This is a genomic window from Roseococcus thiosulfatophilus (assembly GCF_017311575.1).
In the GTDB taxonomy this organism is placed as follows: Bacteria; Pseudomonadota; Alphaproteobacteria; order Acetobacterales; family Acetobacteraceae; genus Roseococcus; species Roseococcus thiosulfatophilus.
On record NZ_JAFFQY010000005.1, the window covers coordinates 130,963 to 143,235 of the forward strand.

A 12,273-nucleotide genomic window follows, 5' to 3' on the forward strand; every position below is an offset into this window, starting at 1 on the left:
GGCTCCCGGCGCCCCGTCCTGGGGGATGGGCAGAGTTTGCCGGGCGCATGTCACCGAAAGGTTAAGCCGCCCGCCTATTCCACCACGCCGCGCAAACGATCGAAGTTCACCGCCAGCGTGCCGAGCTTCAGGCGCACATCGCCCTCCACCCGCTCGGCCCCCGTGGCGCGGCCCACCACGGTGAAGGGCAGGGCCGCCCCGCCGGCGCTGAGCCGCGCCTGATAGGCGCCATCGGCCAGCTGGCGCCCGCCGGCGTCGCGCCCATCCCAGCGCCAATCCTGCGCGGCGCCGGACAGCACCACCTCCTCGCTCCGCAGCACGCGGCCGGTGCGGTCCAGGATGTCCACGCGCGCGGCGGTGGCGCCGGTCGTGGCGGGCGGCAGGCGCATCACGGCCTGACCGTTCTGCAGGGCGAGGTATTCGCTCTCCACCTCCACCACGCGCCCCGTCAGCGGCGCGGCGGAGACCAGCTGGCTGCCCTGTTGCAGCGTGATCAGCCGCTCCAGGTTCTGGTTGACCGCGAGCTGCTGCTCCACGCTCGCGAACTGCACCAGCTGCGCCGTCATCTGCTGCGCGTCCATGGCGTTGGTCGGGTCCTGGTTGCGGAGCTGCGTCGTGAGCAGCGCCAGGAAGGTGTTGAAGTCGGCGTTGATGCGCGCGCCCGCGCGGGCGCCGGTCTGGGTCTCGGCGGCGGCTGCGGCGGTGATGGAACCGGACATGGGGCCTCCTTCCTCGGGGCGGGGTTCAGATGTTCAGGTCGAGCAGGCCGCGCGCGGCGCGGCGGGGTTCGGGCTGGGCGGGCTCGGCCGGCGCGGCACGGCCGCCCCCGCCGCCACCCCAGCCTTGCCGTTCCCAGCCTTGCCCGCCCCACTCGCCCGCGCCCGAGCCCTGGCCCGAGGCGAGGGAGAAGCCGATGCCCCCTTCCTCTACCACCAGGCCGGACTGGGTGAGGGCGCGGTCCAGCTCCTGCCGGTCGCGCTGGAGCAGGGCGAGGGTCTCGGGCCGCTCGGCCATGACCAGCACGCGGTGGGCGTCCCCCTCGCGCCGCACCGTGATCTCGACGCGGCCGAGTTCCACGGGTTCCAGCGCCAGGCGGAAGCTGCCCGTGGCGGGGGAGAAGGCCAGCGCCACGGCCATCTGCGCCACCTGGCGCATGGGCGGCGGGGGGGCGGGCGGGGGCGCGGCGCTGGCGGCCGGGCTTTCGGTCGTGGGCGCGAGGGCGGCGAGCAGGTTGGGGCCGGCCACCCCCTCCATGGGCCGGGGTTCCGGCATGGGCGCGGGCAATGGGGCCGGCGCTGCCCGCGGCGCGAGGATGACGGTGGCGGGTGGCGCCGGGGTGTTGGTCTCCGCCGCGGGCATGGTGCCGGCACGTGGCGGGGCTTCGGGCGCGGCGCTTTCGGCCTCCGGCGCCTCGGGGCGGGGTGCCTCGGGGTGCGGCGCCGGGCGGGCGGCGGCCTCGGGGCGCTGCGGCGTGGCGACGGCGACGGCGACGGGGCCTTCCGGCGGCCCGGAAACCCCGGCCGGGGCGGGCGCCATACGGGGCGTGGTGGTGCCGGAATCCGACGCGGGCGGCGCATCCTCGGCCGGCGCGGGGGCCGTGGCCACGGGGGGACGGGACGCGGCGGGCAGGGCCGCGACCAGCAGGGGTTGGGGCGCGGCGGCGGGGGCTGGCGGGGCGAGTGCGGCCGGCTCGGCTGCCCGTGTTTCAGGCGCGGGGGTGTCGGGTGCTGCCGCGTCCGGTTCCGGGCTTTCCATGTCCGGGGCGGGCCCAGCGGCGGACCCAGGGGCGGGCCCAGGGGCAGGCGCGGCTTCGGCGGCGTCGGGGCTGGCGGGCGGCGCCTCGGCGCCACGGGATGCCGCCTCGGGTGTGATGGGTGACGGGCTGGGGCGGACCGTGGGGCCCGCGCCCTGGCGCGCGGCGGGTGGCGTGGGGCGGGAGGCCTCCTCGGGCGTTGCGGGGGGCGCTTCTTCTTCCCCGGCGGGCAGGGTGGCCTGCGGCCCGGCCGGCGCGGGCGCGGCGGTGGCAACGGGCTGCGGCGCCGGAAGGGGCGCTGGTGGCGCCTCGGCCGCGGGCAAGGCAGCACCCGCTTGCGGGGGCGTGGGGATGGCGGCCGGTGCGGGCACGATGGCGGGCGCGGGCGCGGGCGGCGGCGTCACGATCACGGCCGGCCCCGCCTCGCCCGGCGCCGGGGCCAGCGCGGGCGCGATGGCGGGTGCCAGCGCCGCGGCCAGCACCTGCCCGAAGCCGGCGGCCGGCGCATCCTCCGCGGCGATCAGTCCCGGCATCGCCCCCAGGGGCGCCGCCATCGGCGCGGCGAGGGCGGGCAGCAGTGGCGCCTCCATGGGCGGGTCTCCGGCGGCCTGGCCCCATGCCATGGCCGCGCCCCCTCGTTGCAAGCCGGAGGCCAGCGCCGCGCCGCGCGAAGGCGGCAAGCCGCGCCCCGCCCCCGGCAGCGCCTGCCCGCCGCCCGGCAGGAAATGCCCTCCGGACCCCGCCCCGGGCTGGCACGCGGGATGCGAGGGACGCGGCGCCACCGCCCTCTTCCGGAAGGATGCCCATGTCCCTGTTCGGCTCCATGACCACCGCCATCGCCGGGCTCAACGCGCAGGCGCGTTCGCTCGGCCATGTCTCCGACAACCTGGCGAACAGCCAGACGGTGGGCTTCAAGCGCATCGACACGAATTTCCAGGACCTCGTCACCCAGTCCGGGCCGAACCTGCACGCGCCGGGCTCCGTGCTGGCGCGGCCCACCTTCACCCACACCGTGCAGGGCACCATCGAGCAGAGCCAGAACCCGATTGGCATGGCCATCGGCGGGCAGGGCTTCTTCAGCGTGGCCCAGGCGCGCGGCTTCGTGGACGGGCTGCCCACCTTCGACGACCGGCAATTCTTCACCCGCGCCGGCGATTTCCGCATGGACCGCGACGGCTTCCTGGTGAACGGCGCCAACTACTTCCTGCAGGGCTGGCCGGTGAACGACGCCGGTGCCGTGGACCGCACGACGCTGGAGCCCATCCGCGTCAGCCAGCAGGTGTTCAACCCGATCGCCACCACCTCCATCGAGATCGCGGCCAACCTGCCCGGCGTGGACCCGCCGGCCACACCGGGCGATGCGCGCACCTTCAGCACCCAGGTGCAGGTCTATGACACGCTGGGCACGCGGCGCGCCATGACGCTGACCTTCACCCAGACGCCCGGCGCCGTCGGCCCGCCGCCCGTGGCCGGCCCGCCGCGGAGCTGGGACATGACCATCTCGCCCGACCCGGTGGGCGGCGCCGTCACCATCCCGATCGTCTTCGGGGTGAACGGCACCGTCGAGACCTTCAACGGCACCACCGGCGTGGCGGGCACGCCCGTCGAGTTTCCCTTCGTCATGGATTTCGGGCTGGGCAACCAGAACATCTCGCTGAACCTCGGCCGCTACCAGCTGGCGCAGGGCCTCACGCAATATGCGGGCACCGACTTCTCGCTGCGGAACCTGCAGCAGAACGGCGTGCCGCCCGGCGCCTATGCGGGCCTGGCCATCCGCGACAATGGCGATGTAACGGTGAACTACGACAACGGCCAGTCGCGCGTGATCTACCGTGTGCCGGTGGTGGGCTTCAGCGACCCCGACCGCCTGCAGCGCCTGGACGGCGCCGCCTTCATGCGAACCATCGAAAGCGGCGAGGCGCAGGTGACGGATGCCAACTCCAACGGCGTGGGCAAGCTGGTGGTGGGGGCGCTCGAACGCTCGAACGTGGACATCGCCACCGAGTTCACGAAGCTGATCGTGGCGCAGCGCGCCTATACGGCGAACACGCGCGTGGTCACGACCAGCGACGAGATGATGCAGGAGACGATCAACATGCGCCGCTGACGTGGCGCGCTGCCGCTCCACGCACCGCTCCGCGGCGGGCAACATGCGTCGCCGAGATGGTGCGGCGGCCCGCCCGTCAAGGTTTGGTTAACCACGGTCTCACCACACTGGAACCCGCATGAGCCTGGACCTCGCCTTCGGAATCGCCCGCAGCGGCCTGCTCACCACCCAGCGCAGCCTGGCGCAGGTGGCGCAGAACCTCGCGAACGCCTCCACCGAGGGCTATACGCGCAAGGCGGGCGACACCATCTCGGTCTCGCACGCCAACTCGCCCATGGGTGTCCGCATGGGGGCCGCGCAGCGCAGCGTGGACGCGGCCCTGATCGCGGAGCGCCATGCCCGCGCGGGCGAGGCCGCGGGTGCGGCCGTGCGCGAACGCCTGCTCTCCGGCATCGAGGCCGCGCATGGCCAGCCCGGCGATGGCCAGTCCATCGGCGACCGGCTGGGCGCGCTGCGGGCCAGCGTCATCGGCCTGCGCGCCAGCCCCGGCGAACCCGGCTTGCAGCGCGAATTCCTCCAGGCCGCGCATGATCTCGCGCTGAGCTTCAACGACATCGCCGGCGCCATCGGCGATGCGCGTCAGCAGGCGCAGGACGGCATCCAGGAAGAGGTGTCGCGCATCAATGCCGGGCTGCGCGAGGTCGCGCAGCTCACCACCGCCATCCAGCGCGACCGCGTGCTGGGCATCGCCACCGGCGACCTGGAGGACAAGCGCGACCTCGCCCTGGGCCGCCTCTCGGAGAGCCTGCCGCTGCGGACCCTGCCGCAATCCGATGGCGGGCTGATCCTGGTGACGAAGGGCGGCCTCGGCCTCCCGCTCGACCCCGACAAGGACGCCTTCTCCACGGCGGCGGCCGCGCTGGGGCCCGAGGCTTTCTTCGGCGCCGGCGGCACCCTGCCCGGCGTGATGCTGGGCGGCGTGGACGTGACCCGGCAGCTCGGTGGCGGGCGGCTCGGCGAGTATGTCGCGCTGCGCGACACCACCCTGCCGCGCTACCAGGCCGAGCTCGACCTCGCGGCGGCGCACCTGGCCAGCCGGATGGAGGGGCAGGGGCTGCGGCTTTTCACCGCGCCCTCCGGCACCGTGCCCGACGTCACGCTCGCCTACAGCAACCCCGCCGCGGGGCTGATGGGCTTCGCCAACAGCATCCGCGTGAACCCCGCCGTGGCGGCCGACCCCACCCTGCTGCGCGACGGCACCCATGCGGTGGCCGATACGCCCGGCGGCCCCACCGCCTTCACGCCCAACCCCGCCACGGGCCCCGCCGGCTTCACCCTGATGCTGGACCGCGTGCTGAACCACGCGCTGGGCGACACGGTGCGCGCGGGCACGGCCTGGGCGGCGCTGCCCTCGGGCGGGCTGGGGCCGGATGGCAGCCTCACCTCGCCCTTCCTGCCGCCGCGCAGCCTCGAGGACTACGCCGCCGTCGTCACCGGCGCCCATACCGCCGACCGCGCCGCCGCGACCGCGGCGCGGGAGCGTGCGGAGGGGCTGCGGCGCGGCCTCGACGCCCGCTTCCAGCGGGAATCCGGCGTGGATTCCGATGCCGAGATGGCCGCCATGGTGCAGTTGCAGAATGCCTACGCCGCCAATGCCCGCGTGATGAGCACGGCCCAGCAGATGTGGGACACGCTGCTCAACATGGTCCGTTGAGGGTGGTGCGCTGATGCGTGAAGGAGGCCCCCTTGAGCCTTGAGATCACCGGCCGCCTGGCCGCCGAGACGGCGCGCCTGCGCGCCCAGATGGAAATCCTGACGCGGCAGACGGCGTCAGGGCAGCGCTCCTCCCGCCTGGGCGACCTGGCGCCGGACGTGCCGCGCGCCGTCTCGCTGCGCGCGCAATCGGGCCGGCTCGAGGCCTATGACCGCGTGCTGACGCAATCCATCGGCCGCACCGAGGTGATGCAGGCGTCGCTCCAGCGCCTCACCGAGATCACGCGGGAGTTCCGCGGCACCGTCATGCCGCGCCTCTACACGCGGGACCCGGTGGCGCTGGAGGCGGTGAAGGTGCAGGCGCGCAACGCGCTGACCGAGATGGCGCATCTGCTGAACGTGCGGCATGCGGGGGAATACCTCTTCTCCGGCTCCGACATCGGCCGCCCGCCCATCCCGGACCCCGAGGGGCTGGCCACCGGGCAGATGGCGCAGGACGTGGCGGCGGCCGTGGCCACGCTGGGCGCGGCGGGGCCGGCCAGCGTGCTGAACGACACGCGGGCCGCCGCGCAGAGCAATGTGGCGGGCGTCTCGCCCTTCTCGGACTTCCTGCGGGACGAGGCGGCGCTGGCCCCCGCCGACCGCGAGCCGCGCCGCGCCGCGCCGGCGGCCGACGGGCAGTTCGTGGCCTATGGCATCTTCGCCGACCGCAACGCCGTGAGCGTCAGCGCGGGCGAGACGACCGGAAGCTGGGCGCGCGACCTGATGCGCAACCTGATGAGCCTCGCTGCCCTCGACCCCGCCCAGATGGATGACCTGCCCAACTACACGGACCTGCTGGCCGGGCTGCGCGACGGCTTCGCCGCGACCGAGGCGGCGCTGACCGAGGAGGCCGGCGGCCTCGGCCAGGTGACGGCGCGGCTGGAGGACACGCAGCGCCGCCAGCGCACCACCATGGACCTGCTGCGCGGCCAGATCGCCGACATCGAGGAGGTGGACCTGGCCAGCACGCTGGAACGCCTGCAGGCCACCCGGACCGCGCTGGAGGCGAGCTACCGCGCCATCGGCTCGCTGTCCGAACTCACGCTCGCGCGCTTCCTGCGATGAGCCTGGGGCGCGCGATGTTCAAGCCACGTTAACCCAGGGCGGGGAGAATGGTGCGCGTGGTGGAGAGGCATTCTCCGCCGCGGCAGGGCCTCGCACCAGAAGGGTGGAATTCCGCGGGGGCGCATGAGGCGCGTCCGTGCAGCAGTCGGAAGGGAACAAGATGTCCACGCTCGTTCTGGAGTTGCGCCAGGGTGATCTGATGGTGGTGAACGGGGCGCCCATCCGCTTCCGCAACCGCACGCGGATCGAGCTCGCCGCCAAGGCGCGCTTTCTGTTCGGCAAGCAGATCATGCCGCCCGATGCCGCCACCACCCCGGCGCGGCGCATCTACTTCGCCCTCCAGACGGCCTATATCGGCGCCGATGAGGAGCGTGGGCCCGGCCTCGCCGCCGCGCGGGCCCTGATCCGCGACTTCATGGATGCCACCACCTCGCCCACCGTGCGCGAGATGCTGGACCGCGCGCTGGAGGCCGCCGAGGGCGATGACTGCTATTCGGCGCTTCGCATCGCCCGCCGGGTGATGCGCCATGAGGAGGAGGTGCTGGGCATCCCGCCGCTGCCCGCCCCCCGCCGCGACCCGCTTCCCAACCCGGCACCGGGGTAAGCCATGTCCGACGCCGCAGGGGCCATCGCCGCCTTCCGCCGCTTCCAGCGCGTGACGGAGGAAACACGCGCGCTGGAACGCATCGCGAAGGACCCGATGCAGACCCGCGCCCTGGACCAGTTCCGCCGCGCCCTGGACCGTGCGCCTGACATCAAGACGGCGCTGCGCGACCCGCGCGTGCTGCAGGTGGTGACGGTGGCCATGGGCATTCCGGATGGGGCGCAGCAGGCGGGGCTGGCCATGCGCGCCCTGACCTCCGACCCGGCCGATCCGAAGTCGCTGGTGAACCGCCTGGCGGACAAGCGCTGGAAGGCGGCGGCCGAGGCGCTGCGCCTGGATGAGCGGGGCCTGGACGCCCTGCGCGACCCCGAGGTGCAGGCGCGCCTGACCGACGGCCTGCGCCGCGCGCGCTGGCGCGATGAGCTGGAGGAAAGCCAGCCGGGCCTGGGCGATGCGCTGCTGTTCCGCGAAAGGGCCGCCAAGGGGGCCGAGGGCGCCTTCGCCGTGCTGGGGGACCCGGTGCTGCGCCGGGTGGTGACCGGGGCGGTCGGCCTGCCGAAGTCCATCGCGGTGCAATCGGTGGAGACGCAGGCGCGCGCGTTGGAGGCGCGGCTGAAGCTCGACTCGCTGAACGACCCGAAGGTGGTCCAGCGCCTGGCGGAACGCTACTTGATCAGCCGGGCCTCGGAATCCGCGGGTGCCTTCGGCGCGCCCTCGGCCGGCACGTCCAATGCGCTGGCGCTGCTGGGGCTGCCGCCGGGCGGGCTGCGGGTCTGATCGGGCGCGCCCGTCGCGCGGGCGGCGATGTCGGGCGCGTCTTCTCCGCGCAGGGCGGCGGTGCGGTAGGCCCGCAGCTCACGCTCGGTCGGCACGCTGCGCGTCACCTCGCCGGCGCCATCCCGCACCTCGAAGACCACGACGCCGAGCGTCGGCTCGATCCGCAGGCTGGGGTTGGGCGCGATCGGCGGCGCGCCATCCTGCCGCGCGCCACCTGGCGTGCCATCCTGCCGCGCGCCACCCGGCGCGACGTCCTGCCGCGCGCCAAGCGGCGCTTCGGCGTGCGCCTGCATGGGGCGTTCGGGGAAGGGCGGGGGGCTGGCCAGCATGGGGCGGGCAAGCCCGACGGGGGAGGTCATGGCGATCCTTCCGGCTTCATGGGGACCGCATCCCAGAAACCATGCGGGGCCTTAACGCATCCTGAATCACTGCCTGAATCACGGCACGGGGTTTGACCGTGGGGCGTTGAGGGCCGATCCTATGCGCCAGTGTCCATCCCTCCGCGCCTTGTTCCCCACCTGCTCACCCTGGCCGCCGCGCTCACGGGGGGCACCATCTGCCATCTGCTGTCGGTGCCGCTCGCCTGGATGATCGGGGCGATGGCGGGCACGGCGGCGCTGGCCTGGTTCCGGCCGGTGGCGGTCCACCCCTATGCGCGGCCGGCGGCGCTGATCGTGCTGGGGCTGGCCTTCGGGCAGACCTTCTCGGGCCCGGTGCTGGGGGCGCTGCTGGGGGCCATGCCCGTCATCCTCATCGCGGGGCTGCTGTCCATCGCGGCGGGTGTGGCGGCGGTGCCCATCTTCACGCGGCTGGCCGGCGTGGACCCGCGCACGGGATATTTCGCGGCGGTGCCGGGCGGGGTCATCGTCATGGTGGTGCTGGCGCAGCGGGCGGGGGCGCCCCTCGCGCCGGTGACGCTGGCGCAGACCATCCGCGTGGTGATCGTGGTGCTGGCCATTCCGCCGCTGCTGACGGCCTTCGCGCCGGTGGGCGACGCCACCGCCTTCCTGGCGCCGCGCCTGCCCTTCGACCTGGGCGGGCTTGGGCTGATGCTGGTCGTGGGGCTGCTGGCGGCTTTCGCGCTGCGGCGCACGGGCATCGCGAATCCCTGGATGATCGGCCCCTGCGCGCTGGCCATCACGGCGGCGGCCTTCGACAGCCTGCCCTCCTCGGTGCCGACGGTGTTGGTGGATGCGGCGCAGGTGGGCATGGGCGCGACCTTGGGGCAGCGGCTGACCCGGGAATTCCTGCTGTCGTCCCGGCGGCTGCTCTGGGCCTCCGTCATGTCGGCCTTCGCGCTTTGCGTGCTGTGCCTCGCGCTGGGCGCGGCACTCGGTTGGGCCAGCGGCCTGCCGGTGGGCGCCGTCATGCTGGGCATGGCGCCGGGCGGCATGCCGGAGATGGGCATCACCGCCAAGACGCTGGAACTGGCCGTGCCGCTGGTGCTGGGCTTCCACCTGGCGCGGACCTTGATGTGCAACTTCCTGATCGGCCCGGTCTGGACGCTGATGAACCGTGTGGGCTGGAAGTAGGCCAGCCGGGTTCCGGGCCGGCGCGCTTGCGGTTAACCTCGCGCCAGGAAACGGGAGAGAACCATGCCGGATGACAGCCGCCACAGCAGCGCCGCCAGCGCGGAGGCCGCCGGTGCCGCCCTTCCGCTCGCTGGGCTGCGCGTTCTCGACCTGACGCTGGCCCGCGCCGGCCCCACCTGCGTGCGCCACCTGGCCGACTGGGGCGCCGAGATCATCCGCGTGGAACCGCCGGGCGCCAGCGACGCCCTTGGCGGCGCGCGCGACGGGTTCGACTTCACGAACCTACACCGCAACAAGCGCGCCATCTCCCTCGACCTGAAGCACCCGGACGGGCACGCCGCCTTCCTGAAGCTGGCCGAGACCGCGGATATCGTGGTCGAGAACATGCGGATGCAGGTGAAGCACCGCCTGAAGATCGATTACGACACGCTCTCCGCCCGCAACCCGCGGCTGGTCTACGCGAGCATTTCCGGCTTCGGGCAGACCGGCCCCTATTCGACGCGCGGCGGCGTGGACCAGATCGCGCAGGGGATGGGCGGCTTGATGACCATCACCGGCGAGAAGGGGCGCGGCCCCATGCGCGTCGGCATCCCCATCAACGACCTGACGGCGGGCAATCTGCTGGCGCTGGCCATCATGATGGCGCTCTACGAACGCGAGAAGACCGGGCGCGGCCGCTATGTCTCGACCTCGCTGCTCGAGGCGCAGGTCTTCATGCTGGACTTCCAGGCCACGCGCTTCCTGCAGAAGGGCGAGGTCGCGGGCCAGGCGGGCAATGACCACCCGGTGAACACGCCCATGGGCGTGTTTCCCAGCGCCGACAAGCCCATCAACATCGCCGCCTCCTCGCCCAAGCTGTGGGAGGTGTTCTGCCGCGTCGCCGGCCGCGAGGACTGGCTCGACAAGCCCGAATGGAAGACCGCCGAGGGCCGCACCAAGGACCGCCCGGCGCTGAACGCCGCCATCGCGGAGGTCACGCGCCAGCAGCCCAGCGAATACTGGATCCTGAAGCTGGAGGAGGCCGGCATCCCCTGCGGCCCCATCAACGACATCCGCGAGGTCTTCGAGGACCCGCAGGTGCAGCACCTGGGCATGGTCTGGAATATTCCGCACGCGAAGCTGGGCCAGGCGGGTGTTGTGCGCACGCCCATCAACATCCAGGGCCACACGCCGGGCATCCGCCGCGGCGTGCCGGGCCTGGGCGAGCATTCGGACGAAATCCTGGCGGAAGCCGGGCTCGGCGCGGAGGAGATCGCGAGGCTCCGCGCGAACAAGGTCATTGGAGGCTAGAGAGAAGCATGTCGGAAATGGTGTTCGCAGAGGGCAAGATCCTCGCCCGCGCGCAGGACGGTGTGGGCACGGTGGTCTTCAACCAGCCCGAGAAGCGCAATGCCATGAGCATCGCGATGTGGGACGGCATGGCGGCGGCCCTCGACGCCTTCGAGGCCGATGACGCCATCCGCTGCGTGGTGCTGGAAGGCGCGGGCGGCAAGGCCTTCGTCTCGGGCGCGGACATCAGCCAGTTCGAGCAGAACCGCTCGGACGCCGACGCGCAGCGGCAGTACAACGCCAAGACCAGCCATGGCCGCAAGAAGCTGGCCGAGTTCGGCAAGCCGGTGATCGCGAAGATCCAGGGCTTCTGCATGGGCGGCGGCCTCGGCATCGCCATGTCCTGCGACATGCGGATCGCGGGCACGGGCAGCGAGTTCGGCATCCCGGCCGCGCGGCTGGGCATCGCCTATGGCTTCGACATGGTGAAGAACCTGGTCTCGCTGGTCGGCCCCGCGCAGGCGCATTTCATCCTGATGACGGGCGGGCGGCTGCCGGCCGAGGAGGCCGAGCGCCTGGGCCTCATCAACAAGCTGCACCCGGCGGAAAACCTGGATGCGGAGGTGGCCAAGATCACCTCGCAGATCGCGCGCAACGCGCCGCTCTCGCTCAAGGCCAACAAGCGCACGGTGCGCGCCGTGCTGGCCGATGCGGCCGACCGCGATATGGCGGCCATCGCCCAGGCGGCCGATGCCTGCTTCGACAGCGCCGACTACCGTGAGGGCCGGCGCGCCTTCATGGAGAAGCGCACGCCGCTCTTCACCGGCGCCTGACGGTGGAGGCGGGTCACCCCCTCGACCCGCTGCCGGAGGCGCATCCCTCCGCCCCCATCTCGCGCATCGTGCGCGAGGTGGCGGCGCAATTTCCCGGCGCGCGCATCACGCTCGGCGAAATGGCCGAGGCCTTCGGTGAGCGCGCCTTCGGCCTGTTGATCCTGCTGCTGTGCCTGCCCGCGCTGCTGCCGGGCATGGCCTCGGTCTTCGGCATTCCCATGCTGATCCTGGGCGCGCAGATGGGGCTGGGGCTGAAGGTGCCCAAGCTGCCGCGCTTCATCGCGCGGCAATCCATCAAGCGCGAGGACCTGCTGCGTCTGGCCGACGTGACCTCCGGGCCGCTGAAGCGGGTGGAGCGCTTCGTGCGGCCGCGGCCCGGCGTCTTCCTGTCGAATTGGGGCGACCGGATGGTGGGCTGGCTCACGGTCGTCTCCGCCGTGATGCTCATCCTGCCCGGGCCGGGCACCAATGCCCCGCCCGCCTTCGGCACCATCATCATGTCGCTCGGCGTGGTCGAGCAGGACAGCCGGGTGGTGGGCATCGGCGTGGTGCTGACCACGCTGGGCAACCTCTTCGCCGTGGCCGTGCTGCTGGTGCTGGCCTGGATGGCGATCCAGGCGCTGGGCTGGGTGTTCTAG

The 12,273-nt window shown here is 73.1% G+C and carries 12 protein-coding genes; 9 read left to right on the plus strand and 3 right to left on the minus strand.

Translation table 11 applies throughout. The annotated features are described in order from the left end of the window. Nucleotides 1–74: 74 nt before the first annotated feature. Entirely contained in the window at nucleotides 75–719 is a 645-nt protein-coding gene (locus JTN19_RS03665) for a flagellar hook assembly protein FlgD (protein ID WP_206930554.1), read from the minus strand. A gap of 25 nt (nucleotides 720–744) precedes the next feature. Then, complete coding sequence (locus JTN19_RS03670; RefSeq protein WP_206930555.1) at nucleotides 745–2,343, minus strand: flagellar hook-length control protein FliK; 1,599 nt, start codon at nucleotides 2,341–2,343, stop codon at nucleotides 745–747. A gap of 215 nt (nucleotides 2,344–2,558) precedes the next feature. Here JTN19_RS03670 and flgE point away from each other — a divergent pair, with 215 nt between their 5' ends. The 5 genes from flgE (at nucleotide 2,559) to JTN19_RS03695 (ending at nucleotide 8,001) form a co-directional block, all read left to right on the plus strand. After that, the gene (flgE, locus tag JTN19_RS03675) at nucleotides 2,559–3,860 is read left to right on the plus strand and encodes a flagellar hook protein FlgE (RefSeq protein ID WP_191082885.1); all 1,302 of its coding nucleotides are present in this window, start codon (nucleotides 2,559–2,561) and stop codon (nucleotides 3,858–3,860) included. Between the two features lie 118 nt (nucleotides 3,861–3,978). After that, nucleotides 3,979–5,514 (plus strand): flagellar hook-associated protein FlgK, encoded by a 1,536-nt coding sequence (locus JTN19_RS03680; RefSeq protein WP_206930556.1) that lies wholly within the window; start codon nucleotides 3,979–3,981, stop codon nucleotides 5,512–5,514. Between the two features lie 32 nt (nucleotides 5,515–5,546). Next, nucleotides 5,547–6,620 carry a flagellin gene (locus JTN19_RS03685; RefSeq protein WP_206930557.1) on the plus strand — a complete coding sequence of 358 codons (1,074 nt, stop codon included), beginning with the start codon at nucleotides 5,547–5,549 and terminating at the stop codon, nucleotides 6,618–6,620. A 160-nt stretch (nucleotides 6,621–6,780) separates the two neighbouring features. Further along, nucleotides 6,781–7,224, plus strand: a complete 444-nt coding sequence (locus tag JTN19_RS03690; protein WP_206930558.1) for a flagellar biosynthesis repressor FlbT — start codon at nucleotides 6,781–6,783, stop codon at nucleotides 7,222–7,224. A gap of 3 nt (nucleotides 7,225–7,227) precedes the next feature. Continuing rightward, entirely contained in the window at nucleotides 7,228–8,001 is a 774-nt protein-coding gene (locus JTN19_RS03695) for a DUF1217 domain-containing protein (protein WP_206930559.1), read from the plus strand. On the opposite strand, the gene JTN19_RS03700 is transcribed toward JTN19_RS03695, so the two are convergent. After that, nucleotides 7,890–8,360 carry a hypothetical protein gene (locus JTN19_RS03700; protein ID WP_206930560.1) on the minus strand — a complete coding sequence of 157 codons (471 nt, stop codon included), beginning with the start codon at nucleotides 8,358–8,360 and terminating at the stop codon, nucleotides 7,890–7,892. The genes JTN19_RS03695 and JTN19_RS03700 overlap by 112 nt on opposite strands. Before the next feature lie 129 nt (nucleotides 8,361–8,489). Here JTN19_RS03700 and JTN19_RS03705 point away from each other — a divergent pair, with 129 nt between their 5' ends. The 4 genes from JTN19_RS03705 (at nucleotide 8,490) to JTN19_RS03720 (ending at nucleotide 12,273) form a co-directional block, all read left to right on the plus strand. Next, nucleotides 8,490–9,533, plus strand: a complete 1,044-nt coding sequence (locus JTN19_RS03705; RefSeq protein ID WP_206930561.1) for an AbrB family transcriptional regulator — start codon at nucleotides 8,490–8,492, stop codon at nucleotides 9,531–9,533. A gap of 63 nt (nucleotides 9,534–9,596) precedes the next feature. Further along, entirely contained in the window at nucleotides 9,597–10,823 is a 1,227-nt protein-coding gene (locus tag JTN19_RS03710; protein WP_206930562.1) for a CaiB/BaiF CoA transferase family protein, read from the plus strand. 8 nt (nucleotides 10,824–10,831) lie between these two features. Next, nucleotides 10,832–11,635, plus strand: coding sequence for an enoyl-CoA hydratase (locus tag JTN19_RS03715; RefSeq protein ID WP_206930563.1), 804 nt, complete (start codon nucleotides 10,832–10,834; stop codon nucleotides 11,633–11,635). Nucleotides 11,636–11,637: 2 nt separating this feature from the next. Beyond that, on the plus strand, nucleotides 11,638–12,273 hold the full coding sequence (locus tag JTN19_RS03720; protein WP_340643268.1) for an exopolysaccharide biosynthesis protein: 636 nt from the start codon (nucleotides 11,638–11,640) through the stop codon (nucleotides 12,271–12,273).